General features: G+C 67.8%; 27 protein-coding genes and 1 tRNA gene. 11 read left to right on the top strand and 17 right to left on the bottom strand.

The window, feature by feature from the left end; all coding sequences use genetic code 11:
* Nucleotides 1-24: 24 nt before the first annotated feature.
* On the bottom strand, nt 25-912 hold the full coding sequence (locus AC5JCN_RS20065) for an alpha/beta hydrolase (RefSeq protein WP_495756858.1): 888 nt from the start codon (nt 910-912) through the stop codon (nt 25-27).
* Between the two features lie 158 nt (nt 913-1,070).
* Here AC5JCN_RS20065 and AC5JCN_RS20060 point away from each other — a divergent pair, with 158 nt between their 5' ends.
* Entirely contained in the window at nt 1,071-2,798 is a 1,728-nt protein-coding gene (locus AC5JCN_RS20060; RefSeq protein WP_495756857.1) for an adenylate/guanylate cyclase domain-containing protein, read from the top strand.
* 63 nt (nt 2,799-2,861) lie between these two features.
* Here the strand turns inward: AC5JCN_RS20060 and AC5JCN_RS20055 are convergent, their stop codons facing one another.
* The 3 genes from AC5JCN_RS20055 to AC5JCN_RS20045 all read right to left on the bottom strand — a co-directional run bounded on the left by AC5JCN_RS20055 (nt 2,862) and on the right by AC5JCN_RS20045 (nt 5,097).
* Nucleotides 2,862-3,449, bottom strand: coding sequence for a helix-hairpin-helix domain-containing protein (locus AC5JCN_RS20055; protein ID WP_495756856.1), 588 nt, complete (start codon nt 3,447-3,449; stop codon nt 2,862-2,864).
* A gap of 287 nt (nt 3,450-3,736) precedes the next feature.
* Complete coding sequence (locus AC5JCN_RS20050; RefSeq protein ID WP_495756855.1) at nt 3,737-4,132, bottom strand: nuclear transport factor 2 family protein; 396 nt, start codon at nt 4,130-4,132, stop codon at nt 3,737-3,739.
* Nucleotides 4,133-4,176: 44 nt separating this feature from the next.
* Nucleotides 4,177-5,097 carry a LysR family transcriptional regulator gene (locus AC5JCN_RS20045; protein ID WP_495756854.1) on the bottom strand — a complete coding sequence of 307 codons (921 nt, stop codon included), beginning with the start codon at nt 5,095-5,097 and terminating at the stop codon, nt 4,177-4,179.
* A gap of 146 nt (nt 5,098-5,243) precedes the next feature.
* On the opposite strand from AC5JCN_RS20045, the gene AC5JCN_RS20040 reads away from it, so the two are divergent.
* Nucleotides 5,244-5,519 (top strand): DUF4242 domain-containing protein, encoded by a 276-nt coding sequence (locus tag AC5JCN_RS20040; protein ID WP_495756853.1) that lies wholly within the window; start codon nt 5,244-5,246, stop codon nt 5,517-5,519.
* An 81-nt stretch (nt 5,520-5,600) separates the two neighbouring features.
* On the opposite strand, the gene AC5JCN_RS20035 is transcribed toward AC5JCN_RS20040, so the two are convergent.
* From AC5JCN_RS20035 to AC5JCN_RS20020, 4 genes are all read right to left on the bottom strand, one after another.
* Complete coding sequence (locus AC5JCN_RS20035) at nt 5,601-6,101, bottom strand: hypothetical protein (RefSeq protein WP_495756852.1); 501 nt, start codon at nt 6,099-6,101, stop codon at nt 5,601-5,603.
* A 252-nt stretch (nt 6,102-6,353) separates the two neighbouring features.
* Entirely contained in the window at nt 6,354-6,617 is a 264-nt protein-coding gene (locus tag AC5JCN_RS20030; RefSeq protein WP_495756851.1) for a hypothetical protein, read from the bottom strand.
* A 282-nt stretch (nt 6,618-6,899) separates the two neighbouring features.
* Nucleotides 6,900-7,355, bottom strand: coding sequence for a cyclic nucleotide-binding domain-containing protein (locus AC5JCN_RS20025; protein WP_495756850.1), 456 nt, complete (start codon nt 7,353-7,355; stop codon nt 6,900-6,902).
* 165 nt (nt 7,356-7,520) lie between these two features.
* On the bottom strand, nt 7,521-8,774 hold the full coding sequence (locus tag AC5JCN_RS20020) for a class I SAM-dependent methyltransferase (RefSeq protein WP_495756849.1): 1,254 nt from the start codon (nt 8,772-8,774) through the stop codon (nt 7,521-7,523).
* A 236-nt stretch (nt 8,775-9,010) separates the two neighbouring features.
* Between AC5JCN_RS20020 and AC5JCN_RS20015 the strand changes: the two genes are divergently transcribed.
* Nucleotides 9,011-9,658, top strand: a complete 648-nt coding sequence (locus tag AC5JCN_RS20015) for a VOC family protein (RefSeq protein WP_495756848.1) — start codon at nt 9,011-9,013, stop codon at nt 9,656-9,658.
* A 216-nt stretch (nt 9,659-9,874) separates the two neighbouring features.
* A tRNA-Arg gene (locus AC5JCN_RS20010) sits at nt 9,875-9,951 on the top strand.
* Nucleotides 9,952-10,260: 309 nt separating this feature from the next.
* Here AC5JCN_RS20010 and AC5JCN_RS20005 read toward each other — a convergent pair.
* Nucleotides 10,261-10,752 carry a tryptophan-rich sensory protein gene (locus tag AC5JCN_RS20005; protein ID WP_495756847.1) on the bottom strand — a complete coding sequence of 164 codons (492 nt, stop codon included), beginning with the start codon at nt 10,750-10,752 and terminating at the stop codon, nt 10,261-10,263.
* Nucleotides 10,753-10,887: 135 nt separating this feature from the next.
* Here AC5JCN_RS20005 and AC5JCN_RS20000 point away from each other — a divergent pair, with 135 nt between their 5' ends.
* From AC5JCN_RS20000 to AC5JCN_RS19990, 3 genes are all read left to right on the top strand, one after another.
* Nucleotides 10,888-11,559 carry a response regulator transcription factor gene (locus AC5JCN_RS20000; protein WP_495756846.1) on the top strand — a complete coding sequence of 224 codons (672 nt, stop codon included), beginning with the start codon at nt 10,888-10,890 and terminating at the stop codon, nt 11,557-11,559.
* Nucleotides 11,556-12,944, top strand: coding sequence for a sensor histidine kinase (locus AC5JCN_RS19995; protein WP_495756845.1), 1,389 nt, complete (start codon nt 11,556-11,558; stop codon nt 12,942-12,944). Before AC5JCN_RS20000 ends, AC5JCN_RS19995 begins: the two co-directional genes overlap by 4 nt.
* Before the next feature lie 94 nt (nt 12,945-13,038).
* Nucleotides 13,039-13,872: a MipA/OmpV family protein gene (locus AC5JCN_RS19990; protein WP_495756844.1), complete on the top strand. Its 834-nt coding sequence runs from the start codon at nt 13,039-13,041 to the stop codon at nt 13,870-13,872.
* Between the two features lie 55 nt (nt 13,873-13,927).
* On the opposite strand, the gene AC5JCN_RS19985 is transcribed toward AC5JCN_RS19990, so the two are convergent.
* The 7 genes from AC5JCN_RS19985 to AC5JCN_RS19955 all read right to left on the bottom strand — a co-directional run bounded on the left by AC5JCN_RS19985 (nt 13,928) and on the right by AC5JCN_RS19955 (nt 22,367).
* Nucleotides 13,928-15,193: an RNA polymerase sigma factor gene (locus tag AC5JCN_RS19985; RefSeq protein ID WP_495756843.1), complete on the bottom strand. Its 1,266-nt coding sequence runs from the start codon at nt 15,191-15,193 to the stop codon at nt 13,928-13,930.
* Nucleotides 15,178-15,570, bottom strand: coding sequence for a hypothetical protein (locus AC5JCN_RS19980; RefSeq protein ID WP_495756842.1), 393 nt, complete (start codon nt 15,568-15,570; stop codon nt 15,178-15,180). Before AC5JCN_RS19980 ends, AC5JCN_RS19985 begins: the two co-directional genes overlap by 16 nt.
* Before the next feature lie 57 nt (nt 15,571-15,627).
* Complete coding sequence (locus AC5JCN_RS19975) at nt 15,628-15,975, bottom strand: YciI family protein (protein ID WP_495756841.1); 348 nt, start codon at nt 15,973-15,975, stop codon at nt 15,628-15,630.
* Between the two features lie 35 nt (nt 15,976-16,010).
* Nucleotides 16,011-16,535, bottom strand: a complete 525-nt coding sequence (locus tag AC5JCN_RS19970; RefSeq protein ID WP_495756840.1) for an SRPBCC family protein — start codon at nt 16,533-16,535, stop codon at nt 16,011-16,013.
* A gap of 138 nt (nt 16,536-16,673) precedes the next feature.
* Complete coding sequence (locus AC5JCN_RS19965; protein ID WP_495756839.1) at nt 16,674-17,903, bottom strand: MFS transporter; 1,230 nt, start codon at nt 17,901-17,903, stop codon at nt 16,674-16,676.
* A 52-nt stretch (nt 17,904-17,955) separates the two neighbouring features.
* Nucleotides 17,956-21,099 carry an efflux RND transporter permease subunit gene (locus tag AC5JCN_RS19960; RefSeq protein WP_495756838.1) on the bottom strand — a complete coding sequence of 1,048 codons (3,144 nt, stop codon included), beginning with the start codon at nt 21,097-21,099 and terminating at the stop codon, nt 17,956-17,958.
* The gene (locus tag AC5JCN_RS19955; protein WP_495756837.1) at nt 21,096-22,367 is read right to left on the bottom strand and encodes an efflux RND transporter periplasmic adaptor subunit; all 1,272 of its coding nucleotides are present in this window, start codon (nt 22,365-22,367) and stop codon (nt 21,096-21,098) included. Before AC5JCN_RS19955 ends, AC5JCN_RS19960 begins: the two co-directional genes overlap by 4 nt.
* A 163-nt stretch (nt 22,368-22,530) precedes the next feature.
* On the opposite strand from AC5JCN_RS19955, the gene AC5JCN_RS19950 reads away from it, so the two are divergent.
* From AC5JCN_RS19950 to AC5JCN_RS19935, 4 genes are all read left to right on the top strand, one after another.
* The gene (locus tag AC5JCN_RS19950; RefSeq protein WP_495756836.1) at nt 22,531-23,133 is read left to right on the top strand and encodes a TetR/AcrR family transcriptional regulator; all 603 of its coding nucleotides are present in this window, start codon (nt 22,531-22,533) and stop codon (nt 23,131-23,133) included.
* Nucleotides 23,134-23,238: 105 nt separating this feature from the next.
* Complete coding sequence (locus tag AC5JCN_RS19945; RefSeq protein WP_495756835.1) at nt 23,239-24,030, top strand: SDR family NAD(P)-dependent oxidoreductase; 792 nt, start codon at nt 23,239-23,241, stop codon at nt 24,028-24,030.
* A 129-nt stretch (nt 24,031-24,159) separates the two neighbouring features.
* Nucleotides 24,160-25,281: an NmrA family NAD(P)-binding protein gene (locus AC5JCN_RS19940; protein ID WP_495756834.1), complete on the top strand. Its 1,122-nt coding sequence runs from the start codon at nt 24,160-24,162 to the stop codon at nt 25,279-25,281.
* Nucleotides 25,278-25,739, top strand: coding sequence for a methyltransferase family protein (locus AC5JCN_RS19935; RefSeq protein ID WP_495756833.1), 462 nt, complete (start codon nt 25,278-25,280; stop codon nt 25,737-25,739). Before AC5JCN_RS19940 ends, AC5JCN_RS19935 begins: the two co-directional genes overlap by 4 nt.
* Nucleotides 25,740-25,887: 148 nt before the next feature.
* Here the strand turns inward: AC5JCN_RS19935 and AC5JCN_RS19930 are convergent, their stop codons facing one another.
* Nucleotides 25,888-26,148, bottom strand: coding sequence for a hypothetical protein (locus tag AC5JCN_RS19930; RefSeq protein ID WP_495756832.1), 261 nt, complete (start codon nt 26,146-26,148; stop codon nt 25,888-25,890).
* Nucleotides 26,149-26,189: the final 41 nt, after the last annotated feature.

Below are 26,189 nucleotides of genomic sequence, written 5' to 3'. Positions count from 1 at the left end.
CAGGGGGTAGAGCGGAGCGGCGGCTCACGGCAGGTGCGCACGCATGAAACCCGCCGCGGCGGCGATGGCGTCGCGCCCCTCCTGCAGAATGCCGTTCCAGAGCGGGAAGGCGTGGATCATGTGCGGCCAGATCTCGAGGCGCACGGGCACGTCGGCGGCCCCGGCACGGTCGGCGAGCCGGGTGGCATCGGACAGCAGCGTCTCCGCCGAGCCGACCTGGATGAGGAGCGGCGGGCAACCCGCCAGATCCGCGTAAAGGACGGAGACGCGCGGGTCGGTGCGTGCAGTGCCGGCGGGCACGTAGGACGAGGCGAGTTCCTCCAGATAGCCCTTGTGGATGAGCGGATCGGCGGCGTCCTTGCTCGCGAGGGTGTCGCCGGTCATGGCGAGGTCGGTCCAAGGCGACAGCAGCCACAGGCAGGCAGGCCCGCGCCGGCCACCAGCCCGGGCGCGCAGCGCAAGCGCCACGGACAGCCCTCCCCCGGCGCTGTCGCCGGCGAGGACGATCGCGTCCTCGCGATAGCCTTGCGCGAGAAGCGCCTCGTAGACCGCGAACGCGTCGTCCGGCGCCGCGGGGAAGGGATGCTCGGGCGCCAGCCGATACCCGACGGCGAGAGTGCGGACGCCGGCAGCCCGGCCCGCCTCCGTCACCAGCCGCCGGTGGCTGACGATGGAGCCGGAGCAGAACCCCCCTCCATGAAAGAACACCAGAACCTTCGGCGCGTCGCTTCCGGGCGCCAGCGACCACTCGCACGGCACGCCGCCAACGATGCTTGGGGTCAGGGCGATGTCGGATGCGGCCGGTGTCACCGTGCCGACCTCCTCGATCCGCGCGCGCCGCTGCGCCCAGCCGACAGGCCGGGGCTTCGACCCGAGAAGCGCCCGGACCGCCTCGATCCCCGTTCCAGCCATGGTACGCGCCCTCTCCTTGCCAGCCCTCACCTGCTCGCCAGGCCTGCAACTCATTGTAGCGTCTTCACGTGCATTGCCTCTAGCGGATGAGCTTGACGGCTCGACGGCGGCGGCGCCCAAGGCTACGGTTCGCGCCGACCCTCCGCCGGACCCTCCGGATGCGCCTGCGCTTCAAGCCGTCCATCGCAAACACGATCTTCGCGCTGGCCGGACTTCTCATCGCCCTGATGGCTGTCGTCGCCGCGCTCAACACGGCGTTGTCGGTGCGCGTGGGCGACTCGATCGGCGCCGTGAACCGCGTCTATGTTCCGGTCTACGGCATGCTCGCGCGCGCTCACATCCGATCGCTCGAGCAATCGCTGTCTCTCAGGCAGGCAGCGATCGAAGTGCTGTCCGGACGGCCCGCGGCGGTCGACGATCTCCTGCGCAGGGAAAAAGCGGCGGCGGAGGATTTCCTGACGGAGGTCGCATCCGCCCGCGCCCTGCTGCAGTCCGGCGGGGAAAGCCGCGCTGCCGGGGGCGTCCTGCTCGGCCGCCTGCAGGTGCGGCTGGAGACGGTGACCGATCTGCGCGGGCGCTACGAGGCAGCGCGCACAGCCTTCCTGTCTGCCCTGGACCGGCGCGACACCAACGGCATCCGTGCTGCGCTGCTGGATCTCGATGCGTTGCGGGAAGAGCAGAACTCCCATCTCGAGGATACGCGCCGCGAGGCGCTGTCCTTCGCCAATGCGGCGGTCGAGACGACGCAGGAAAGCGGGCGGGAGGTGATCCGCCTCACCCTCGTCACGCTGGCGCTCGCCATCCTTCTCGGCTTCCTCGGCGCCGTCTGGATCGCGCGCCGCATGGTGAGCTCGATCCGCCGGCTCGTCGCCGCCACCGAGGCCGTCGAGCAGGGACGCTACGAGGGCGAGTTGCCCGTCACGTCGGGTGACGAGATCGGCCGTCTCACGCGCTCGTTCAACCTGATGATCGCCGAGCTGCGGCTGAAAGAGAAGATCCGCGCCACGTTCGGCCGCTACCTCGACCCGAAGGTCGTCTCCGGCCTTCTCGACGGGCCGGAAGCACCCGCCACCGGCGGCGAGCGCCGGCCGATGACCATCCTCTTCGCCGACATGGCCGGCTTCTCCCATCTCTCGGAAGAGGTGAGCCCCGGCCTGCTCGTGACGGTCCTGAACCGCTTCCTCGCGGCCCTCACCCAGGCCGTCCGGGAGCGCCAGGGCGTACTCGACAAGTATCTGGGCGATGGCGCCATGGCCTTCTGGGGTCCGCCCTTCGTGGAAAGCGAGGCGCAGGCCCGGCTGGCCTGCGAGGCGGCGCTGCTGCAAATCGAGCGCTTCGCCCGCTTCCGGAGCGAACTTCCGGACCTGCTGGGCGTGAAGAGCTACCGCCCGGCCCTCGGCCTGCGGATCGGCATCGCCACGGGTGACGTGATCGCCGGGAGCGTCGGGTCGCAGGAGGCAATGAACTACACCGTGCTCGGCGACCCCGTGAACATCGCGGCGCGGCTGGAGAAGCTGAACAAGCGCTACGGGACGTCCATCCTCGTCTCCGACGGAACCGCGGCGATGCTGGGCGGCGCCGCGGAGCTGCGCGAGGTGGACAGGGTCGCCGTCTCAGGCCGGGACGGCGCGCTCGCGATCTACGAGCTCCTCGGCATGAAGGGCGAGCCCGACCCGGCGAGGGACGCTCTGCTTGGCGCCTATGCCGATGCCCTGGCGGACTATCGTGCCCGCGACTGGACCTCGGCCGCCGCCGGCTTTCGATCCTGCCTCGACCTCGCCGCGACGGACGGACCGTCCCGGACCATGCTGGCCCGCTGCGAAAGACTGCAGGCGCAGCCCCCGCCGGACGATTGGGACGGCACGTGGAGGGCTGCCGACGGTTGAGGGGCCAACGCCGTCCGCAATGGGAGGCTCAGCGAACTCAGCCTGCCGCCCTGAGCGGCTGGTTCAGCCCTGCGGCCTGTCGCCGATGCTGTTTTCCGGCCGCCATCCCGAGGCCAGCTTGGTGGCCTGCTCGATCCATTGGTCCCGCACGGCACGGCCCCTGAAAGAGCCCAGGTTCTGGTCGACCCAGCGCAGGTTCTGCTCGGTCCACGACGCGATCTGCGAGAAGTGGTAGATGCCCATGCGATTGAGCATCTCTGCCAGCTTGGGCCCGACACCCCAGATAAGCTCCAGGTCGTCGCCCTTGCCTTCGCGCGGAGCCGAGAGCAGCGCCGGCTTGTGCTCGTCTCCCACCGGAGGCAAGGCGGGCTCGACCGCGACGGGCTCGGGCGCCGGCGCCGGTGTGGCCGCAGTCATCAGGGGCGCTGCTGCCGCGGCGGGTGCCAAGGGTGCCACAGGCGCAGCCGGTGCCACAGGCGCAGCCGGCGCCACGGGCGCCACACGAGCGACGGGTGCTGCCGGGGGAGGGGGAAAACGGGTGGCGTAGGAGGATCCTATCGCGGACGTGCCGACACCGCCGCGCCCGATGAGGCCGAAAAGGAGCGCCCAGGCGGCAATGATCCACAGGAACAACCACAAGCCGATCGACATGAATGTCTCCTCCAGGGCTGGCGGGATCCGGCGGTGACGGGATCCGGCACTCTTGATCCGCAACGTGCCGGATCGGGCCGGTGGTGGCCCCTTCCGGTTGGGGAAAGGCGGGATTGCACGGCAGAACGCGGCGACGCAGCGCATCGCGCATCAAGGCTCGCGCGCGCCTCATCAGTTTGCCCGGCGAAATTAAGTTGTCCAGCGTCGCGAAGGACAAGCTTGTGAAACTCAAGTAGCTTCTTTGCCTCAGTGGGGTTCCTGCCCACAATTGCGGACGCCTCCCGCGGCTATAAGGCGCCTGGCGGCTGCGGCGGATGTTCGGCGCCGTACAGCGCCTCGCCGGAGACCTGCCGGCCCAGTTGGTCGAACACCATCAGTTCGCAGGCCCGCACGGCGGTGCCGCCGCGGTGGGAGATGTAGTGCACCATCATCTTCGATCCCGCTTCGTCGCCGACGACGTCGAGGAGTTCGAAGCGCAGGTCGGGAACACGGTCCAGCGCCGCGCGCCAGCAGGCCCGCAGAGCATCGCGGCCGACCACCGTCGCGCAGCCCGTCATGTCCCGGGCGCGAGGACTGACGAAGACGGCGTCATCCGCAAAGACCGACAGGACGCCGTCGAGGTCGCGGGCATTCCAGTGTGCGATCCAGTCGCGCGCGTGGTTCATCATCTGCTCGCGGGTCACAGCGCCCTCCCCGGTGACGATCCTGAGTTTGCGGAAGTGTCCTCCTAACCCCGGCCAATGGCGCTCTCGATACGCCCCCTGGTCTCGCCTGCCTGCTGCCGCATCCAGGTGACGAAGCGCTGCACTTGCGGCCGCCTCTCCACGTCGTGGCGGAGCTTCAACCTGTAGGGGTGCGGCGCGACGATATGCTGCGCCATCGGGAAGGGATTGACCACCGCGCCACTGTCCAGATCGTCCAGCACCAGCGACAGGCCGCAGACGAGAAAGCCGACATTCTGCCGGACCGCCTCCAGCGCGAGCTGCGCATGAGGGTAGCGGACGCCCCGGTCGTGCCCGCTCTCGCGGCGTCCGTACGCCTGGAACCACTCGACCCAGCCTGGCTGGCCGCCGCCTTCGAGCTGTGCCTTGAGGTGAAGAAGGGGCATGCCCTCCATCTGGAGTTCGGGCACTTTTCCGGCGATCCGGCGCAAATTGTCCGGGCCCGATACCGGCAGGAGGACGTCGGTGAAGAGGGGCTCGTCCTGACCCTCGCCACAGGTGACCCGCAGGTCGGGAGCGCCGAGCTTGATCGGCACGTCCCCGGTTCCGTTGATGCAGAAGAGCACGTTGGGATGAGCTTCCCGGAAGGCGGGGAGGCGCGGCCCCAGCCAGAGCTCGACCCAGTCGGGATCTGCCACCATCTGGATTTCGCTGACACGCTGGAAGTCGAGCGCCTGCGTGACGCGTTCCAGGGCGGCGAAGGCCTGCCGCAAATCGGCCATGGCATGGTCGAGCTGCGGCGTCGGCATCAGGCCGGACCGTCCGCGTGTGAGCAGGTCGGCGCCGAGGTGGTCTTCCAGGGTCCTGATCCGCTGGCCGACCGCCGCAGGCGTGATGCCGAGCCGGTCCGCCGCAGCCTTCAGCGAGCCCGAGCGGATGGCCAGTTCGAGCGCCTGCAGGGCCTTGAGGTGCGTCGCAGCGGCCATTGCTAAAGCTTATCTTTAGCCAGCTAAAAGACAAGCGCTCTCGATAAAGCCCACCTTGGGTTGCTGAAAGAAAATCACGGTTTGCCCGCGTGCAAAGCAGGCGCATCGTCACCTCGCGAACTGAACCCACCGCGAGGAGACAAACCATGAAGCGCTACGTCATCGAACGCGAAATCCCGGGGATCGGCGAATTCTCGCTGACCGAGCTCTGCGGCGCCGCCCGCGCCTCGAACAAGGCCCTGGCCTCGATCGGGCCCCGCATCCAGTGGCAGCATTCCTACGTCGCGGGCGACAAGACCTTCTGCATCTACCTCGCGGAAAGCGAGGAGGACATTGCCCGCCACAGCGAACTCAGCGGCATCCCGGTGGGCAGGATTACCGAGGTTCCCCAGATCATCGATCCGCTGACCGCCAACAACTGAGAACGTGAGCCGGAGGCTCTCGCCAATGTCACCGCACAGCCCCGCCGGCGCAGTTCCGCGCCGACGGGGCGGTCGCAAAGTTCAGGGCAGAAACTCGACGATGATCTCGTCCCGTCCGAGGCTCAGCGTGATGCCGGTGGTCTTGCCGGTGAGGTGCATCACGACGCCGGCCTTGTTTTCCAACCAGAGATTGCTGCGCCCCGACGTCTCCAGCCCGACCGGGCCCGTGCTCTCCGCGTAGACGCCGGCAAATTCCGCGACATCCTTGAGCTTGTAGACGTCGCCTTCCACCTGGACGCGCGACAGGCTGCCCGGTCCGACGACGGTACCCGCGAGCTTGAACGGGTAGGTCTTGCCCTGGAAGGACAGCACGCCCTGCCCCACCCCGACTCCGGCGACGAAGGTCTGCGTCATCGTCACCCGGCCCGAGGGAGCGAGGCCTTCGATCGTCTGCGCCGAGGGCACCGCGACGGGCACGGGCGAGGAGACGCATCCGGCAAGTGGAAGGCCGGATGCGACAGCGAGAAGGGTGAGCACCGCCCTGCGGCTCGGCGCAACAGTGTTCCTTGTCTTTTCGGTCATGGAAGGCGCCATCCCTCTGGTCTCGTTCGCCCAATACGGGCATCCCACAAACTGTGACAAGCAGGCGAAGCTGACGCTTAGCAGAATGGGACGGCGGCTTGGCCTTTGGGGAAACGAGGCACTGAGCAGGAGCAGAGCCGCCCCACACGGCTGCGCCGCGGCGGGCGCTCAGCGTGGACCGCTGGGACGGAGCCACGTCCATCGGACACACGCGCGACGGGAGGCGCCGCGCGTGGTCTTCCCTCACCCGTCCTAGGACTGAACGAGGAACACCAGCGTCTCGGGCAGAACGCCGTCGTAATCCATCGCGTCGAGGGCTGGCTTCGTCTTCATGAAGGATGCCAGCCGGTCGAGGTCAGCAACGTCCATGACCAGGCCGACGCGGCCTGGCTTCTGTGGGTCGACGAACGTCCGAATATTCGTCACCCCGATCGGCTCGAAGATTTCTCTCCGTCGGGGTGAAGCGAGCCAGTGCTTGGTGTCCTTGACGTCGTGGTAGGCCATTACGGTCGGCATGGTATCCTCCCCCTAGCGTGGAGCTCCAGATCCGGAGCGCCGTTACGCTACGCAGCCAGCCAGACCTTAACAACGTAATTTGCGGCGACAACCGGGGATGCTGCCGGACTGGCGCCGTCTGGCTGTGGGCGACCAGATGCGCCAGCACTCACGCCCTCAAGAACGAGCGCAGATTACGTAATGGAGCTTTGATGCATATGCATTCGCAATCGATCGAGCGCATCGCTTCGCGGGCGTGCACAGCCCGCATGAAGAGCTGGCCAGAACGGGCTCACCCTGCCATCAGCCTGCGAAGCGGCTATCCGAATGGCGCAGCCGCCGGCACAGTTCGCGATTGATGTTCTGCAGGACGAGGACGTAGCCGTGAATATCCGCCTTGTAGAAGCGATACAGGCTCCCGGCTGACAGCTCGAAGAGAACAGATGCCGTTTGCGCTGCCACGGTCGCCGACCGGACCTGCATATCGAGAAGGGTCATTTCTCCAAAGAAATCGCCGGCCACCAACGTGTTCAAGCGGACCGATCGCCCATCGGGGGTGCACATGCTGACGGCGAGTTCGCCGGAATGGACGATGAACATCGAACGTCCCGGCTCGCCCTCCTTGACGACGGTCTGACCGGTGCCGAACCGGCGCTCGCCCAGCATGGGAATGAGGACGTCGAGGCTCGCATCCGACAACCCACCGAAGAACGGCGTGTCGAGCAGGAATGGCTTCAGTGCAGCCTTGTATGCCGCCATGCGACGACTATACGCCCACTGCCGCCTGCAACAATCGGCGTCAGCCGAGGGTCTGCTCCGGCCCGTGCGCTCTCGGAGCTGGCGGGACCGCCCGGACCAGGGTCAGAAGCTCAATGCGCTGTCCGTCGGTCGGGCACCCACAGCCTTGCGGCTCGACGCTCTGCCTCAATGCGCAGGCGCATCTTGCCCGCGGGCGGCAGCCAGGTAATCCAGCGTCATGAAGTCTCTGACGATCGGCACAGCGTCCCTCGCCCGCGAGAGCGCCAGTTGAAACACCATGTTGGACCCGTGCAGGAAGCCGAGTTCAACGGCGTTCAGGTAGAACTCCCACATCCGGCAGAACCGCTCGTCGTAGAGTTCGGCGGCCTTGTGCCGGTTGACCTCGAAGCGCTCCCGCCAGTGCCTGATCGTGTGATAGTAGTGCAGGCGCAGCACCTCCATGTCCGCCACCCACAGACCGGTCCGCTCTGTCGACGCGAACACTTCCGACAGCGCCGGAACGTAACCTCCGGGGAAGATATACTTCTGGATGAAGGGGCTGGTCGTGCCCGGGGGGCTCATCCTGCCGATGCAGTGGACAAGGGCGTAGCCATCGTCGGTGACGAGGTCGCCGATCTTCCGGAAGTAGGTGTCGAACTGCGTCACACCGACGTGTTCCATCATGCCGACGGAGACGACGCGGTCGAAGCGGCCTTCAAGGTTGCGATAGTCGAGCTCCCGGAAGGTGACGAGGTCCGACAGGCCGGCGCTCGCGGCATTCTCTCGTGCAACGGCGATCTGTTCCGGCGAAACGTTGATGCCGACGACGTGGGCGCCCGTCGTGCGGGCGATGTGGATGGCCAGCGCGCCCCAGCCGGATCCGATTTCGGCGATGGTCATGCCGGGCCGTGCAGCCAGTTTGGCCGTAATCCTCTGCAGCTTGCAGAGTTGGGCCTGCTCCAGCGTGTCCGTTTCCGGGTTCTCGAAGTACGCGCAGGAATAGATCAACGCAGGATCGAGAAAGAGCCTGTAGAAGTCGGCCGACAGGTCGTAGTGGTGCCTGGCGTTGGCGGCCGACGCCCCGATGGGGTTGGCCTGTTGCCATCTCTTCACGGCCCTGAGCACCCGCCGCGTGAACTTCTGGGAGGCGTGCGCGCCGAGGCCCGTACGATTGACGGAAAAGAGCAGCAGGAGGTCGCGGACGCTCGATCCCTCGTCGAACGTCAGCGTCCCGTTCATGTAGGCTTCGCCCGCATGCAGTTCCGGATTGAGCGCCAGTCTGGTCTCCAGCGCACGGTCATGCAGCCGCGCCCGCACCTCGGGCCCGGGTAGCTTCCCGCCAAAGACATGCGCTTTGCCGCGCGCATCGATGAGGGTGAGTTCGCCGCGGCTAATGAACTTCGAAAGCAGGCTGGCTAGAAGTCTGATGACCCTCTCCACGGCTGTGCTCACCGTCGCGGGTGTTGAGCGGATCAACTCAGCCACAACATGAGCGCCGCGGCAATCGGTTGTCGGGCAACAGGTCCCGGCGCGGCCCCGCCCGAGGCGCTACCGTGAGAAAGAGCGGGGGCGAGCTGTCCTGCCGTGCACCAGGCCTCCTGCGAACGTGTGACTTTTGGCGCATGAGAGCCCGCACCTCGAAGGATGTAGGCTGACTTCTCCCCGGGAGGCCGGCAATGATTGACCACATCTTCATGCTGATCGACCCAACCGGGCCAGAGATCGCTCGAATGGAGACGTTGGGGCTCATCGAAACCTACCGTCGCGAACATCCAGGCCAGGGAACGCAGAATGTCTGCTACTGCTTCGACAACATGTTCCTCGAGCTGCTGTGGGTGGACGATCCAGAGGCCGTCACGAGCCCCAACATCAAGCGAACAGGCCTCTACGAGCGATCGCGGTGGCGAACGACGCATACATGTCCGTTTGGAATCGCTTGGCGCGGCACATTTTCGAGTGATCTCCAACCGATACCGACATGGGCCTATCAGGCACCCTACCTTCCCGAAGGCATGTCGATCGCCGTTGCGGTCGATGGGGATGATCCGCAACAGCCGATGCTCTTTCGCTCGCCCGGTTCAGCCGCACCCATCGACTGGCCGCACGAGAAGAGAAGAGATCTGCAGCGTCCCCGAGGTCTGGGTGCCGTACGTGACATTTCACTGACACTGCCGTCATCCACCCAGCCGTGTGAAGCACTCCGGATCATTGCGGCCCAGTGCCGCCCCACGATCAGGCTTGAACACGGACAGGCGTATCGCTTGCAGATGCGTGTCGAAGGCGTGGATGGGCAACCGGACCTGACGATCGCTCTTCCCGGATGATCGAGATGCCTCCTCATATTCCGGTTTGCGGAGAGGATTGCAGGGTCGGGTTCTCCTCTGCCCTGCACGCCCCACACTCGGAGCACCCGACACGTTCCGAACGCGTGACCTTTGCCGCCGGAGCGGCACGCCACCGCCACATCGCCGCGCAGCCCCACCCCGCCATTGCCCGCCTCGCCGCAATCGGTTATGCATCGCCAGTCGGCATGGCCGAGAGCACCCGTAGCTCAGCTGGATAGAGCGTTGCCCTCCGAAGGCAAAGGTCACACGTTCGAATCGTGTCGGGTGCGCCACCATTTCCTGACTTTTCTGTCTGTCTGATTCGTAGTTTTCGATCTTCGGGGACAATTTTGGGACAAGTCGCCTTCAAGCGGATGTCCCATGTCTCTGCACGTTTTCGAGCCCTACATCTGCGAGCGGATCACCGACGACGGTCGTCTGACCGGCTCGTGGTCGAGTGGGATGGTGCGGAGCTTGGCCTCGTTTTCCAGATTGCGCAGACTGGCCACCGCTCGCAGTTCCCTGTTGCTTGGTCGAGGCCTGTTGTATGGGCCTGCCGCATTGCATGTGGCTGACGCATTCCGCCCATCGCGCTCTCGTGATTACTGATGTGCGAGAAGCCACTCCCGCCCAATCAGCCCCGAGGCGAAGACGAGCCACGGAATCGGAAGAGCAACGAGGATCGCTGCGCCGCGGGTCACCGGAAAAAGCCTGTCGGCGATCCGGGCGCAGGCAACGGCGATGACGACGTTGGCGGCTAGCCCAATGGCCAGGCTGGACAGCCCCGCCGTATAGAACGGATAGAGCAGGCAAGCGACGGCAAGCCCGGCGATGGGTCCCCGCTGGGCACGCCCGGCCTCGCCCGCCCGCCCGGCGAGCCATCGCGCTGCGCCGAGACCCCCGATCAGGCCCGTCCAGACGAGCGCGACGACCGCGCCCGGCAAGACCTCCAGGTCGGACGGCCCGGGATCCATCCAGCCCAACGCGGCGACACCGGCGCTGACGGCAAAGGTTGCAAGGACACCTGCTCCGACATGGGCAAAAAGGCGCCGCTCATCAGTTTCGGCCAGGGTTGCTTGTTCTCGTCTGGTCATCTGCGCCCTCCTTTCAAGGCAAAGAGCAGCTAGGCCGCGGAGATTGCCCGAGCCTGACCTGTCTTCGTCAGCTTGCGGCAATGTTGACGACCCAGGCTGCTTCAGACTTCGTAGCGGGAACGGGAGTGTGAGCGGATGCGGGTCCTGTTGGTCGAAGACGAAGCCGAGCTGCGGCGGGCGGTCCTGTCCAACCTCCGCGCGGCAGGTTTCACGGCCGACGCGGTCGGCACGGTCGACGAGGCGCGCTCGAGCGTCTCGGTCATCCGCTATGGGCTCGTCCTGCTCGATCGGCGGCTTCCCGACGGGGACGGATTGTCGCTCATCCCGCACGTCAGGCGCGTCCAGCCATGGCTTCCCGTGATCCTGGTGTCCGCGCTCGACCAGGTCGCCGACAAGATCCGCGGGCTCGACATGGGCGCCGATGACTATCTCACCAAGCCGTTCGACACGGACGAGCTGATGGCCCGCGTTCGCGCTGCGCTGCGCCGTCCCGGCGGCGAGCAGTCCCCGCCGGTGGTCTGCGGCCAGCTGAGTTTCGACTTGTCATCCCGCGAGGTGACCGTGGCCGGACAGCCGCTCGTGCTCAAGCGACGTGAGCTGTCGCTGCTCGAAGCCCTCATGCGGCGTGCGGGACGCGTGGTCCTGCGCGACCAGTTGCTGGAGGACGTCTACGGCTTCGACGACGACATCCAGTCCAACACGCTCGACGCCCATGTCTCCCGCCTGCGCAGCCGCCTCGGCAAGGCGGAGGCAGGGGTCGCCATCCATCCGGTGCGGGGCGTGGGCTACTGCCTCGATGCGGCATGAGGGGCAAGGGCTCCCTCACCCGGCGCCTGATCTTCCTGCTCGTGCTCGTGCAGACGGGCGTCGCCATCGCAGGCATGACGGCCTGGATGCTGTTCTCGCCCTTCGTCTCCTTCGAGGACGTGGCGGCCGAGACGACCCGTGGCCTGGTGGTTCGGTCCCTCCGAGCACAGAACGACCGCCTGGAGATCCAGCCTGACGCGGAGTTCTTGGGTTATCTCAGCCAGCGTCCCGGCCTCGTCTACGCCGCCATTCGCGACAACGAGGTTCTGGCAGGCTCCTCGCCAACCCTCGCGGAGATCCTCGTGCGGCTCGGTCCGGTCCTTCCCCGCAACGGGCAGATCGACGCGAAAGCGTCGCCCCCGGCGTCGCTGATCCGCTTCGCATCCATCGACACGTCCTTCGGTGAGGTGGTCGTTGCATCGATGAACGACACGTTCGGGCGAGGCGATTTCGGGAGCTTTCTAACGGTCTATCTCGCCCAGCTGCTTCCCCTCTTCGGTCCGGCGGTCCTGATGGCGGCACTTGTCGTTCCCGTGGTCGTCCGCCGAAGCCTGAGGCCCGTCGTTCAGGCTTCCAGGCTGGCCGAGACGATCGAGATCGACAGCCTGCACCGCCGCGTTCCCGCCGAGGACCTGCCCCGGGAGGTCGCGCCGCTGGCCCAAGCGGTCAACGATCTGCTGGGGCGGCTGGAGGACGGAATCGCCCGTCAGCGACTGTTCTCCGCCAACGCCGCTCACGAGCTTCGGACCCCGGTCGCCATCCTCGAAGCCAAGATTGATGGAATGCCGGCAGGCCCCGCACGCCACGATCTGAAGCGGGCCGTCAACCGCATCGCCTTGCTCCTGAACCAGCTCCTCGCCGTCGCGCGGCTCGGCCGGCGCGAGGTTCGCGTGGACGAGAACCTCGACCTGCAGAAGCTGCTGCGCGCGGTCGTCGCCGACTGCGCACCGCTCGCCCTTCGCATGGGCAGGGCGGTCGAATTCGAGGGCGACCCGCTTCCCATCGTGATGCGCGCCAACCGGCAGGCGCTCGGAAGCGCGCTCGCCAACCTCATCGACAACGCGCTGAGCTACGAGCCGGCCGGCGGGACGGTGATCGTGGCCTGCGCCCGCCGTGACGAGGGGTCCGTCACGATCACCGTCGCGGATCACGGCCCCGGCATTCCGGCAAACGCGCGCGAACTCGTGTTCGAGCCGTTCTGGCGCAAGGACGAGGCACGGATCGGTACGGGGCTGGGGCTCTCCATCGCAGCCCAGATCCTCCGCCTTCATGCCGGCGAGATCAGCTGCCGGGAAACGCCGGGAGGCGGGGCAACCTTCGAGATGACGCTTCCTGTCGCGGGTGAAGAGGCGGCGTCCCGTCGCACGCAGGCGCGATCCGCCTGACGCCAGCGACAGTCTGTCAGGCGCACCGGTCAGGCTCGCACAATGTTGCCCTCGTACGACTGCGGCTCGCCGTTCTCACGAACCGGAGCCCCGGATGATCCCTTCGCTGCGCCTGTCCTGCCTTGTTCTGACCTGTGGCATCCTCCTGCGTGCCACCTGTTCGCCCGGCTTTGCGGCCGACGGGCCTGCCCCCAAGGGTCAGGAGGCGAAGGCACCGGACTGGACGGTGGACCTGGGCGCGAGCTTCATCGCCGCTCCGCGCTTTGACGGGTCCAATCGCTTCCTCTACCTGCCGATCCCCTACATCGGTGTGGATTGGCGGGACACGGTGTTCGCCTCGGTCAAGGATGGCGTGGGAGCCAATCTCTACAACACCGAGGTCCTGAAGGCCGGGGTCATCGCGCGGCCGAATTTCGGCCGCTACCGCTCGAACGACCGGCGCTACCTGACGGGTCTCAACGACGTTGACTGGACCGTGGAGGCCGGCGGCTTCGTCAAGTACACGCCGCTTCCTTTCCTCACCACCTCGCTCGAAGTCCGCCAGGGCGTCGGCGGGCACGAGGGGCTGATCGCCGAATGGTCGGCGGATCTCTCCGCGCCGCCTTTGCTCGACGACCGGCTGTTCCTGTCGGTCGGTCCGCGCGTTTCCGCTTCCAACCAGCAATACAACCAGGGCTTCTACGGCGTGACCCCGACGGAATCGGCCCGTTCGGGCTACGCGGTGTACAAGCCGTCGGCCGGGCTCCGGTCCGTGGGGGTAGGGGGTGGGGCGATCTACCGCGTGACCGAAACGGTGACGTTCACGTTATTCGCCGACTATGCCCGCCTCGTTGGACCAGCGGCGAAGTCGCCGATCGTCAAGGGCGGCGGTGGGTCGGAGAACCAGTTCACGGTGGGCACGGCGCTGACCTACCGATTTTCCTACTGAAACGCCCGCGATCAGGTGATGGCCGCCGTCCCGGCAAGCGCCGAGGAAGCGACGATCACACCGCGAGGCGCCGCATCCGGCTCTCGAGGAAGGCTGCGACCGCCGGATCGGGCGTCGCTGCGATGGCCGCGCCATAGGCCTCCCGGGCCTGATCAGGGCGGCCCGCGGTCGCCAGCAGAAAGGCCCGCGCCGCAAGGGCCGGCTGGAAGCGATCCGCGACGGCGGGGTCGATGCGGCCGAGGGCCACCAGGCCCGCCGCTGCGCCCTGGGACTGTCCGATCGCGAGCGCCTGTCCGACCGCGGCGCCGATGGACGGCGCGCAGCGCAGCAGTCCTTCGTAGAGCAGGGCAATCGAGGCCCAGTCCGTCCGGCCGCAGCGCCGGCCCGCAATGTGCGCCGATTGGATCGCGGCCTCCAGCTGGAAGCGTCCGACGGCGCCGAGCCTTCGGGCCCGCAGCAGCAGGGTCTCGGCCTCGTCCTGCAGCCCCTGGTCCCATCGGGCCACGTCCTGCTCGTCCAACGGGACGTAGACGCCAGCCGCGTCGCGCCGGGCCGCGGCCCGCGCCGCGAGGTGGGCGGCGAGCGCAGCGAGGCCGAGCGCCTCTGCCGTGCCGGGTAGAAGCTGCGCCAGCAGCCGTGCGAGGAACAGTGCTTCGGGCGCGATCGGCTCCCCCTCCGCGGGGCCGAGGCCGTCGAAAGCTGCGGACACCGCGCCGTACACGGCCTCGAGCACGGCCTCCAGCCGCTCCGGCATGGCCGAGCGCGACGGCAGCTCGAACGGGATGCGCGCCTCTCCGATCTTGCGCTTGGCGCGGACCAGCCGCTGGGCCATCGCCGCTGGCGTCACCAGGAACAGCCGCGCGATGTCGTTTGCCTCGAGGCCGAGCACGGTCTGCAGGATGAGCGGCGTCCGTACGCTCTCCGCGATCGCCGGATGGGAGCAGGCGAACATGAGGCGAAGGCGCTGATCGGGGATGTCATCCGGGTCGATGGCGTCCATGGCGAGGGTGGCCTCCTCCACCGCGTCGATGGGCACGGAAAGGCGCGTACCCATCCGCATCGCCTCGTTCACCCCGCGGTTCCGCGCCACCGTCAGCAGCCAGGCCTCGGGGTTGTCGGGAATGCCTCGGTCCGGCCAGGTCTCCAGGGCCCTGGCAAAGGCTTCCGCCAGCGCATCCTCGGCCCGCGTGATGTCGCCAAGCCGCGCCGAGAGCAGGGCCAGAAGACGTCCATAGCTGTCACGCGCCACCGCCGCGGCGCGCGACCGCGTCGCGCCGGCGCCGTCGCCGCTGGTGTCGTCCCGGCTCAGGTGATCAGCCACAGGATGAGTTGCCCCGCCAACATGTAGCCGCCGCCCAGCCCCGCGGACATGATCAGGAACAGGCGCAGCGGCATCTGCCGCATGACGACATGTCCCAGCCCGTAGAGCCGCGTGATACCCCACACGAAGAGCGCCGCGACAAGGCCCGTCATCGGGCCAGGTCCCCACGCCGGCGACAGCGAGAGGATGGCCAGGTAGAGCGCGCCGGCGCCGACGACATTGGCAAGGATGTAGAACGGCGGCGTCAGGGGATTGGGCGCAATCCCCTGACGCGCCAGTTCCGCCGTCCAGAGCCGCGCCGCGAAGGCCAGCGTCGTGCCGACGTCGACCACGTTGATGGCCAGCCCCGCTGCGGCCACGGTCAGGATCGGGTTCATGTCCGCCTCCCCCCGGGAGGCGCCGGCGCAGGCCCCTGGCCCCGCCGGCGCCGGTGGTCAGCCCATCGCTGTCGGGCGGACCTCGACCGTGCCACCCTGCGCGGCCGGGCACCTGGCGGCCCAGTCGAGCGCGGCGTCGAGATTGTCCACGTCGATCACGTAGTAGCCGCCGATCTGCTCCTTCGTTGAGGAGAAGGGGCCATCCTGAACGCGGCGCTCGCCGTCCTTCAGTGTGATCGTCGTGGCTGTGAAGCTCGGCTTCAGCCAGTCGGTCGCCACGAAGACCCCGGCCTCGATCAGGGCCTGCGTGTAGGCCTTGAAGGCAGACAGCATCTGGGCCATGGCCTCCGGCGGCATGCTGCCGAACGCGCTCTCGTCGGAGTAGAGAAACAGGGTATACTTCATTGGTTCTCTCCTTCTACAATAAAGTCGTGTAAAAATCAGGCGCCTGCGGCGACGCTGGAAAGCTTCCGGAGACCCAGTTCGTACTGGGGACCCAGCATCTTGTCCATGAACACGCCGAACACCCGGTGGACCGGGTTCGCGCCGAGGTCGGCGTCGAGCGCCCACGTGACCTCCGTTCCGCCGCCGTTCGAGCGACGGAGCGTGAACGTCTGGCGCGGCTTTCCCATCGCGCCGAGATCGAGCTGCATGACCACGCGCTCGCCGGGCACGGCCTCGACGATGGTCTGGGAGCCCGAGCCGCTCTTGCCGGTCCAGTTGAACGAGGCACCCACGCCGTCGGCGGGACCCGCGAAGGTCACGATCAGGTCCGGATCCGAGGTCCGGAAGGGGTTGATTGAATCGAAGCCCGCCGATCGCGACAGGATGTCGAAGACGGCTGCCGTGGGCGCGGGCACGACCGCTGTCCGCTCGACATGGGCGCGGCCGGGGAGCGCAAAGGGGGCTGTGGCGATCGCGGCCAGGGCGATCGCGGATGCGGCGACGACGGTGGTCAAGGCCATGGGATGTCTCCTCGTGAGAGCGAAGCAACAGGCTGCTTCATCCCCATGACCGACGGCCCCGGCCTCGATCGACACAGGCGAAGAAATTTGGTGAGCCCGGCCCGCGGATCAGGGAGCGCCGGTCCGGCCTCGCGCGGCCTATTCGGCCGGCAGGGCGAGCGGCGCCGCCGCGGCCGGCGCCTCCCGCTGGCTTGCCTGGCGAGACGCCAGCCCGGCCCCGAGCAGTGCCACGCCGGATGCGGCCAGTCCCAGCCATTCGATGCCTGACACCGCGAGCGTAAGACCGCCCAGTGCTGCGCCCAGCCCCTGGCCGACGAACATCATAGACCCATTGAGGGCGAGGACGATGCCGCGGGCATCGTGCGGGGCGACCCTGACAAGGCTGGCCTGGATGACAGGGGTCCGCGTGAAGAGCGCGGCCGCGCCCGCCACCATGGCGAGGGACAGGGCTGCGATGATGCCGGCTCGCGGCCCCGAGATCAGTGGTGCGAGAACCGCTGCCTCGGGTCTTGCCATCAGCAGCGTGTAGGCCAGCAGGGCGAAGGCGGAGACCACGAAGCTCGCGGTGAGGAGACGTGCCGTCGCCGGGCGGTCGGCGAAGCGGGCGCCGAGAACGACGCCGAGAATGCTGCCGACCCCGATGAGAGCCTGCATCGCGCCGACGCCCGAGCCGGTCAGCCCGCTGATCGCGGTCACCACCGGACCGACATAGGCGACGATGGTGAAGGTCGCGGCGAAGCCGGCCATGCTCAGGAGAAGGGGGCCGCGCACTTCGGGCCGCAGGGCCACCCTGAAGGCGGCGAGGTCCGCGCGCCGGCCGCCTGGTACCGGGGGCAGCGCGAAGCGTACAAACACCCCCGCCAAGAGCGCGACCGCGCCGGCATAGACGAACGTGCCGCGCCAGCCTGCGACATCGCCGATCACGCTGCCAACGGGAATGCCGAGCACGAAGGCGACGGTCATGCCCGCCAGCACCACCGCCATCGCCTTGCCGCGCTCGGCAGGCGGAGCAAGTTCCGCCGCGGCGAGCGAGGAGATGGGTCCCACGAGGCCCGCCGCGAGGCCGCAGGCCACGCGGATCGCGAGGAGGGAGGGCATCGAGGGCGCGACGGATGCCGCGATGTTGAGGATCCCGACCAGGACAAGGCCGATCAGGATCATCGTCCGTCGGTCGAAGCGGGCGACGAGCCCGGCCACGACCGGCGCCGTGAGGGCATAGGTGAGGGCGAAGGCGGTGGCGAGTTGCCCCGCCGCCGCCACGGGTTGCCCGACGTCGCGGGCCAGGCTTTCGAGATGGCCGGCATAGACGTGGGCCTCGGTGCCCATGGCGAAGCTCGCCAAAGCGAGAACGGGAATGCGCGGGTTCATCGGGATTTCTCTGGAATCGATGGGAGGAACGGACGGTGCAGACGCGGAAGCGTCACTCCGCCGCGATCAGAAAAGTCGGCCTGTCGGCTTCGTCCCGTTCGGGGAACCGGGGCTCCCCAAACGTCCGCTCGGCGCGGGACGGCTGGTTGCCGACCCGGAACCAGGCGGCATAGAGCGCCGGCAGGAAGAACAGGGTCAGCACCGTGCCGACCAGCGTGCCGCCGATGAGCACGATCGCCATCGGGCCCCAAAAGCTGGTGAGCGTGAGAGGCAGGAAGGCGAGTACGGCGGCGAGCGCGGTGAGCACCACCGGACGGGCGCGCCGCACTGTCGTCTCGATGATGGCCTGGCGCATGGTGAGGCCGTGCGCCATGTCGGTGTCGATCTGGTCGACGAGGATCAGCGTGTTGCGCACGATGATGCCGCCCAGCGCCAGGATGCCGAGCAGGGCCACGAAGCCGAAGGGCTTGCCGGTGAGCGCCAGCGCGAAGCTCGCGCCGATGAAGCCCAAGGGGAAAGTGAGGAACACCACCGCCAGCTTCGAGAAACTGCGCACCTGGATCATGATCAGCGTGAGCATGATGAGGAACATCAGCGGCAGCACCTCGAAGAGGGCCGCATTGGCCTTGGCGCTTTCCTCGATGGCGCCGCCGAGGTCGATGCGATAGCCGGCCGGCAGCGTGTCCATGATCGGCTTCAGGCGGGGCAGGAGCGCGTTGGTGACGTCCGGCCCCTGCACGCCGTCCACCACGTCCGAGCGGACGGAGAGCACGACATCGCCGTTGCGCCGCCACAGGATCGGCTCCTCGGCCTCGACCTGGAGTTTGGCGATCTGGGACAACGGCACGGAGGCCCCGGACTTCGTGGTGACCGTGATGTCGCCAAGGCGGTCGAGCGCGGCGCGCTCGTCGGCGGCGGCGCGGACCACGACATCGGCGAGGCGGTTGTCCTCGCGCAGCTGCGTGGCGGGGGCCCCGGAAAGCACGATCTGCAGGGTCTGCGCGACCTCCGCGGTCGAGAGGCCGAGCTGCTTGACCCGGTCCTGATCGAGCACGAAGCGGACGGACTTCGCCTCCTCGCTCCACTGCAGCTCGACGTCGCGGGTGTTCGGGTCGGCGCGCATGACGTCGCGGACCTTCCCGGCGATCGCCTTTACGGTCCCGGCGTCGGGACCGGCGATGCGGAACTGCACGACGTGGCCGGTCGGCGGACCGAAGTCGAGCCGCAGGACGCGGCCGCGGACGAGGCCTTCGTCCCTGGCGAAGTGGCGGATCAGGTCGGCGCGCAGCGCCTCGCGCTCCTTGTTGCCTTTCGTCATGATGACGAGCAGGGCGAAGTTGTCGTCGGGCAGGACGGGGTTCAGCGCGAGGTAGAAGCGCGGCGCGCCCTGGCCGATATAGGTGGCGACGTGCTCGATCTCCGGGCGGCCCGCGATCAGCTTCTCGATCTCGGCCACCTCCGCCTGGGACAGTGCGAAGCTCGATCCCTCCGCTCCACGCAGCTCGACGAGGAGCTCGTGGCGCTCGGATTGCGGGAAGAACTGCTTTGGCACGCGGGTGAAGGCCACGCCGGCAGCGCCGAAGGCAACGAGGGTCAGGGCGATGACCACCCAGCGAAAGCGCAGCACGAGGTCCACCGCCCGGCGGAAGCGGTCGAAGAAGGGCGTGTGGTAGGGATCGTGCGGACCGCGGGCGGCGGCCTGCGCCTCGAGCCGCTTCGGCAGCAGCGTGACGCCGAGATAGGGTGTGAAGACCACGGCCACGACCCAGGAGACCGTGAGCGCGATCAGCAGCACCCAGAAGATGCCCCCTGCGTATTCGCCGGCCGTAGACTTGGCGAAACCCACGGGCAGGAAGCCCGCGATCGTCACGAACGTGCCGATCAGCATGGGCTTGGCCGTGGAGGTCCAGGCGAAGGTGGCCGCCTTCACGCGGTCGTAGCCTTCCTCGATCTTCACCAGCATCATCTCGATGGCGATGATGGCGTCGTCGACGACCAGCCCGAGCGCCAGGATCAGCGATCCCAGCGTGATGCGCTGGAACTGCATGCCTGCGGCCTCCATCACCACGAAGGTGATGGCGAGCGTCAGCGGCACGGAGAGCGCGACGATGACGCCCGGCGAGAAGCCCAGCGCCACGAATGAGATCAGCAGCACGACGCCGATGGCGACGACGAACTTCAGCAGGAACTCGTCGACCGCCTCGCCGATGACCTCGGCCTGGTTCGTCGCCTGGTGGATCTCGACGCCGAGTGGCAGCGTGGCGCGGACGTCGCGCACGGCCTCATCGAGCGCTTTGCCAAGGGCGAGGCCGTTGGCGCCGGCCTTCATGCGAACGGGGAGGGCCAGCGCCTCCTCGCCGTTGAAATGGGCGATGAAGGCGGGCGGGTCCTCGTAGCCGCGCGTCACGGTGGCCACGTCGGCAATGCGGATCGTGCGGCCGTTCACCGCCACCGGCGCGTTGGCGACGTCATCCAGGGACTTGAAGGCGCCGTCGACCTTGACCGTCACCCGCTCCGTCGGCGTATCGACCGACCCGGCGGGCACCAGCGCGTTCTGCTGCTGCAGGGCTTGCAGGATGGCGGTGGCGGGAATGCCGAGCGTGGCGAGCTTCGTGTAGGAGATATCGACGAAGACGCGGCGCGGACGCTCGCCCACGATCTCGACCTTGTCGATATCGGCGATACGCAGCAGCCGCTGCCGGAAGCGCTCGGCATAGGGCAGCAGGTCCTTCTGCTGCAACTCGGGGGCCGTGAGCATGAAAACGGCGGCGTAGACGTCTGAGTACTCGTCGTTGAAGTAGGGCCCGCGCAGGTCTGCCGGCAGGTTGGGCCGGATGTCCCCCACCTTCTTGCGCACCTGGTAGAAGAGGTCCGCGACATCCTTCGGCGGCGTGTCGTCGCGCAGCTGCACCTGGACGACGGTGACATTTTGCCGGGAATAACTCTGGACCCAGTCCAGCCGCGGCAGCGTGCGGATCTTGGTCTCGATGGGGTCGGCGACCTGGCGCTGCATCTCGTCGGCTGTCGCGCCGGGCCACACGGCCGTCACCACCATCGTCTTGATCGTGAAGGTGGGATCCTCGGCGCGACCGAGGTTGAGGTAGGAGAACCCGCCGGCCGCGAGCGAGACGAGAATCAGGAAGAGCACGACCGCGCGGTTGCGGACGGCCCACGTGGAGAGATTGAAGCTGTTCACGACCGGCCTCCTTGGCTGCGGGCTTCGGTGGAGGCGGTGGCGGCCGGCGCGGCGTTGGCCGGCCCCTCGACGACGCGGACGCGAAGGCCCGCGTCGAGCCTGTGCACGCCGAGCGTGACGATGCGGTCTCCCGCCTTGAGGCCGCTGACATCGGCCGTCTCGCCGCCGAGGCGCGTGACGCGGACCGGCACGGCCTCGACGCGGTCACCGGACGCGTCCACCCGCCACACGATCGGGGCTCCGTCGCGGAACAGCACCGCGGTGGCCGGGACGTTCGTCGCCGCCCCCTTCACGTCCCGGCTGAGCCGCACGGTGACCGTGCTGCCGAGTTCGGCGGTGTCGGCGCTTTCGGGCAGGCCGAACCGGACGGCATAGGTGCGGCTCGCCGGATCGGCCTGGGGCGCGATCTCGCGCAGGACCGCCGTCTCGGCTTCGCCGGGGCGGCCCCAGAAGCTCGCAGTCGCCGACCAGCTGCGGATGTCGGCGAGCTGCCCCTCCGGGACGGTGACCACGGCCTCGCGATCGCCAGGCCGAACGAGGGTGAGGACCGGCTGTCCGACGGGCACGACCTGCCCGGCCTCGGCCCTGAGCGCCGTGACAATGCCGTCGTGGGGGGCGCGCAGCTCGGCGTAGGAGAGGTCGTTGCGGGCGAGCACCAGCCGGTCGGCTGCGGCGCGGGCCTGGTTGACGGCGGCTTCGGCTGCGGCCTTGAACCGGTCATAGGCGGCCTGCGTCGTCCAGCCTTGTGTGAGCAGGACCGCCTGCCGCTTCTCGTCGGCGGCGGCCTGGACGGCCTGGGCCTGCGCGGCGGCGAGGGTCGCCTCGGCGGCCGCAACCGCCGCGCCGTAGTCGGCCGGGTCGAGACTGAAGAGAAGGTCTCCGGCGCGTACCGCCTGCCCCACCTCGACCGCGCGGGCGGCGATCTTGCCGCCGACGCGAAAGCCGATGGCCGTCTCGTAGCGGGCAGCGACCACGCCCGTGAAGCTGCGCTCCTGGCGGGTCGCCGCCTCGGCGACGGCCATCACGCGGACGCCGCGGACCGGATCGGGCTTCTCCATTGTGGGGTCGCCGGCGAGCCTGTCCCGCAGGGTCTGCGCAAGAGCCCCGAGAGGCTCGGCGACGCGCGCCCTGGCACCCGGCACGGCGAGAGCGACCGCCCCGAGCAGAGCCGTCGTGCCGAGGAGAGCAAGCCAGGCCCGTCGGCGGGGACGCGCCTGGGCGATCCGCTCTGCGCCGCTGCTTTGGATCCTGTCGGTATCGGGCTGCATAGCCTGCTCCTTATTAGCGTATGATTGACATCTATATAACAAAGATGACGACCATCCTCTTTTGTCAAGGGCGATCACAAGGTGGACGCGGAAAAAGATGATGATCGCCATCTTGAAAAGAGGGCAGACGTCATCTATCCTCTGGTGAAAAGGGAACATCGCCATGCGTAAGACCAAGGAAGCCACGGCCGAGAGCCGCCAGCGGATCCTGAGCGAGGCTGCGAGGCTCTATCGCCAGAAGGGGTTCGACGGTGTTGGTGTCGCCGACATCATGGAAGCTGCGGGAATGACCCACGGCGGCTTCTACCGCCATTTCCCCTCCAAGGAGGCCCTCATCGCCGAGGCCATGACAAAGGCCTTCGCCGACCGTGCAGCGACGCTCGAGCGTGGTGACGGTGTCGCGGCCGCTGACCTCGTGAGGTCCTATGTCGCGACGTACCTCTCGCCGGGGCATGTGGCTCATCCCGAGCTGGGGTGCCCGATGGCCGCGGTCGGGAGCGAGGCGGCCCATGTCGGCGAGGCGGTCAATGACGCGTTTCGGGACGGGGCGGAGAAGATCCTGGAGCCCATCGCCGAAAGCCTGCGCGGACCTGGCGGAAGCCGCCGTGCGGCTGCCCTGAGACTGCTCGCGACGCTCGTCGGAGCTGTCGTCGTGGCCCGCGCCTCAGGCGACGAGACATTCCAGGCCGAAGTTCTGGATGCCGTCCGCGACGACCCGGCGATCCGGAAGGTCCTGGGTTCGGCTCCCGCATCAGGCACGGCATGACGCCCCGCCAGTAGTCCACCTGCGCAATTCAGCAAACAGACGGACGTCCTTGCAGGACGCCCGAAGGCCCACACGTGCCAACTTTTCACGAAGAGGAACAGAGACATGCCGAGCCGGACCTTCGAGCATCAGTATGGACCCTGGGCGGTCGTGACCGGCGCATCCGACGGCATTGGCCGCGCCCTTGCGCGCGACTTGGCCAAGAGTGGCCTCTCGCTGGCCCTCGTCGCCCGACGTAAAGCTCAACTCGAGGCTCTCTCGGCCGAAGTGTCAGGTGGCGGAAAGAGCATCAGAACCAGGATCATTCCCGCCGACCTCGGCACGTACGAGGGCGTCGCGGCGGTCGTCGAGGGGACACGCGACCTGGACGTGGGGCTCCTCGTCGCGGCGGCCGGGTTCGGCACGTCGAAGCCCTTCGTCGAGGCTGACCTCGAGACCGAGCTCAACATGATCGACGTGAACTGCCGCGCTCTAGCTGCGCTCGCGCATGAGTTCGGCAGCCGCCTGTCTCAGCGCGGCCGCGGCGGAATCGTGCTGATGAGCTCGCTGGTCGCCTTCCAGGGTGTTCCCAGGGCGGCCAACTACGCCGCCACCAAGGCCTATGTGCAGACGCTGGCCGAGGGGCTCGCGATGGAGCTCAGGCCGAACGGGGTGGACGTCCTGGCCTCCGCGCCCGGACCCGTGCGGACAGGGTTCGGCGCGCGGGCCGGGATGGCCATGAGCATGAGCCAGTCTCCCGAGGAGGTCGCCCGGCACACGCTGCGCGCGCTCGGGCGCCGGACGACGGTCCGTCCGGGCGTGCTGGCATCGGCCCTCGCATGGGCCCTCGCCCCGCTGCCTCGCAGCGGAAGGGTGCGCATCATGAAGCGCGTCATGGCGGGCATGACCGGCGGCTGAGGCCGCAGGGAAAAAGCCCACGAAAAATAGATTATGACCTACATCTATCTCTTGACAACAAAGATGTCTATCGTACTCTAATTTCCATCGGAGACCGGACGTGGCCTCCACTCACCAGGAGGACCAGTCATGACCAGGCCGATCATCGCCGTCACCGGCGCTAACGGGAAAGTCGGAGGCGCGCTGGTCCGCCAGTTGCTCGGGCAGGACGTCTTGGTCCGCGCCGTGGTGCGCTCGATCGACGCCCGCAGCGAGGCGCTGGCACGTCTCGGCGCCGAGGTGGTGCAAGCCGACCTGTTCGATCCCGACCAGATCGCCGAGGCGCTGCGCGGGGCGCAGCGCGCCTTCTACGTGCCCTTCTTCCACCCCCTCATGATCCAGAGCGCCGTCGCCTTCGCCCAGGCGGCGGAGGACGCGAAGCTGGAACAGGTGGTTCACCTGACGCAGTGGATCTCGCACCGGGCCCATCCCTCCAACCTCACGCGCCAGATCTGGCTGGTGGATCGTCAAATGGAGCGGCTGCAGGGCATGGCGCACACGACCCTGAACCCCGGACTGTTCGCAGACAACTTCCTGCGGGTCATCGACTTTGCTGCTCTCCTGGGGATCTTCCCTTACCTGAGTGGCGACGGCCGCGCGGCTCCGGTGTCGAACGAAGACATCGCGCGTCTCGCTGCGGCGGTGCTCCTCTCTCCGGACAAACACGACGGCATGACCTATCGCCCGACCGGGCCGGCTCTGCTGTCGGGTGCAGAGATGGGGCGGATCGTGGCCAGGGCCGTGGGACACCCCGTCCTGTCGATGAAGCTCCCGTGGTGGCTGTTCTACAAGGTCGCCCGCCAGCAGGGGGTCGATCCTGCCGAGGTTAGCAACCTCCGCGCTTACATGGACGACATGGAAAGGGGCTCCTTCGCGCTCGAAGGCGGCGTGACGACCGACCTGGAGGACGTCACCGGTACGCCGGCGGAGGATTTCGAGACGACGGCCCGGCGCTATGCGGGGCAGCCTTTCGCGCGCCAGATCATCGTCAACCGGCTCGTCGCCTTGGCGAAGTTCAACGCGGCCCCGTTCTATCGCGGCATCCACCCGGCCGCGTGGGAGCGCCGGCATGACATTCCCCGGCCGCCGAAGCCCACGCTGGCCGCTGACGACGCGCGGTGGACCGAAGAGCACCGCGAGCAGATGACCCGCCAGCGCCGCCCCGCCGGGTTCGGCGGCCCGGTGCTCAGGATTGCGGGAGGACGATCGTGAGCGCGCTCGAGACGAGGATCCCGCCGCCCGTCCTGCTGGTCGTCGTGGCAGGCCTGATGCTGGCTGCGGGGTCCTATCTCCCGCCCAGCCCCTTCTCCGGCGGCTCCAGAATGGCTCTGTCAGCGATCCTGTTCGTGCTGGCGGGGGTCTTTGGAGCCCCTGCTGTGCGGGCGTTCCTTCGGGCGGGGACCACGATCAATCCCGTCGATGTCGACCGAGCGAGCAAGCTCGTCACGGCAGGCGCCTACGGGATCAGCCGCAACCCAATGTACGTCTCGATGGTCCTGCTCCTGCTGTCCCTCGCAGCCGGTTCCGGGCAGCTCGCGCTTCTCCTCGGGCCCCTCGGCTTTGCCCTTTTCATCACGAGGTTCCAGATCATCCCGGAGGAACGGGCCATGACCGAAATCTTCGGAGGAAGCTACGAGAGCTACAAAGCTCGTGTACGAAGATGGGTCTAGTCTGGCGAATGGCCGGTCTATGGCCAAAGGCTGCTCGTCGCGAAATTCATACGCTCGAGATCCGCGCCCAAGCGAGGCAAGAGAGCTCCTCGCTGCATTCACTGGCTCCGGAATCCAGTGCTCCTCATGCGACCGATATGCCGTCGTGTCAGCTGAATCGGGCCTGTTGTTCCTTGGCCCAGGCGGCGAAGGGCTTGGGTTCGCTGCCGGTGATGCGACGGACCTCATGCGTCACGGCGATGTCGTGACCCTTGGCGACGACGGCGGCATATTGGGCGACCAGCCCGTCCCGAAGCCAGCGATCGACCCCCGCGAGCCGCAGCGAAGCGCGGTACAAGGGCACGGGCAGGTCCAGGTAGCGGACCCGCTTGCCCCGACCGGCCGATAGGGCGCCGGCGATGTCCTTCATCGTCATTCCTGAACACCTTCCGCTACACCGGCGCGCAGTCG

This window comes from Alsobacter sp., assembly GCF_059501845.1.
The sequence above is the reverse complement of the archived record's forward strand: the minus strand, read 5'-3'. Positions and strand labels throughout refer to the sequence as shown.

Bases quoted from the DNA above. Each gene is read 5' to 3' on its own strand.
- AC5JCN_RS20065 (WP_495756858.1), bottom strand. From the start codon at position 912: ATGGCTGGAACGGGGATCGAGGCGGTCCGGGCGCTTCTCGGGTCGAAG.
- AC5JCN_RS20060 (WP_495756857.1), top strand. From the start codon at position 1,071: ATGCGCCTGCGCTTCAAGCCGTCCATCGCAAACACGATCTTCGCGCTG.
- AC5JCN_RS20055 (WP_495756856.1), bottom strand. From the start codon at position 3,449: ATGTCGATCGGCTTGTGGTTGTTCCTGTGGATCATTGCCGCCTGGGCG.
- AC5JCN_RS20045 (WP_495756854.1), bottom strand. From the start codon at position 5,097: ATGGCCGCTGCGACGCACCTCAAGGCCCTGCAGGCGCTCGAACTGGCC.
- AC5JCN_RS20040 (WP_495756853.1), top strand. From the start codon at position 5,244: ATGAAGCGCTACGTCATCGAACGCGAAATCCCGGGGATCGGCGAATTC.
- AC5JCN_RS20035 (WP_495756852.1), bottom strand. From the start codon at position 6,101: ATGACCGAAAAGACAAGGAACACTGTTGCGCCGAGCCGCAGGGCGGTG.
- AC5JCN_RS20030 (WP_495756851.1), bottom strand. From the start codon at position 6,617: ATGCCGACCGTAATGGCCTACCACGACGTCAAGGACACCAAGCACTGG.
- AC5JCN_RS20025 (WP_495756850.1), bottom strand. From the start codon at position 7,355: ATGGCGGCATACAAGGCTGCACTGAAGCCATTCCTGCTCGACACGCCG.
- AC5JCN_RS20015 (WP_495756848.1), top strand. From the start codon at position 9,011: ATGATTGACCACATCTTCATGCTGATCGACCCAACCGGGCCAGAGATC.
- AC5JCN_RS20005 (WP_495756847.1), bottom strand. From the start codon at position 10,752: ATGACCAGACGAGAACAAGCAACCCTGGCCGAAACTGATGAGCGGCGC.
- AC5JCN_RS20000 (WP_495756846.1), top strand. From the start codon at position 10,888: ATGCGGGTCCTGTTGGTCGAAGACGAAGCCGAGCTGCGGCGGGCGGTC.
- AC5JCN_RS19995 (WP_495756845.1), top strand. From the start codon at position 11,556: ATGAGGGGCAAGGGCTCCCTCACCCGGCGCCTGATCTTCCTGCTCGTG.
- AC5JCN_RS19990 (WP_495756844.1), top strand. From the start codon at position 13,039: ATGATCCCTTCGCTGCGCCTGTCCTGCCTTGTTCTGACCTGTGGCATC.
- AC5JCN_RS19980 (WP_495756842.1), bottom strand. From the start codon at position 15,570: ATGAACCCGATCCTGACCGTGGCCGCAGCGGGGCTGGCCATCAACGTG.
- AC5JCN_RS19975 (WP_495756841.1), bottom strand. From the start codon at position 15,975: ATGAAGTATACCCTGTTTCTCTACTCCGACGAGAGCGCGTTCGGCAGC.
- AC5JCN_RS19970 (WP_495756840.1), bottom strand. From the start codon at position 16,535: ATGGCCTTGACCACCGTCGTCGCCGCATCCGCGATCGCCCTGGCCGCG.
- AC5JCN_RS19965 (WP_495756839.1), bottom strand. From the start codon at position 17,903: ATGAACCCGCGCATTCCCGTTCTCGCTTTGGCGAGCTTCGCCATGGGC.
- AC5JCN_RS19955 (WP_495756837.1), bottom strand. From the start codon at position 22,367: ATGCAGCCCGATACCGACAGGATCCAAAGCAGCGGCGCAGAGCGGATC.
- AC5JCN_RS19950 (WP_495756836.1), top strand. From the start codon at position 22,531: ATGCGTAAGACCAAGGAAGCCACGGCCGAGAGCCGCCAGCGGATCCTG.
- AC5JCN_RS19945 (WP_495756835.1), top strand. From the start codon at position 23,239: ATGCCGAGCCGGACCTTCGAGCATCAGTATGGACCCTGGGCGGTCGTG.
- AC5JCN_RS19940 (WP_495756834.1), top strand. From the start codon at position 24,160: ATGACCAGGCCGATCATCGCCGTCACCGGCGCTAACGGGAAAGTCGGA.
- AC5JCN_RS19930 (WP_495756832.1), bottom strand. From the start codon at position 26,148: ATGAAGGACATCGCCGGCGCCCTATCGGCCGGTCGGGGCAAGCGGGTC.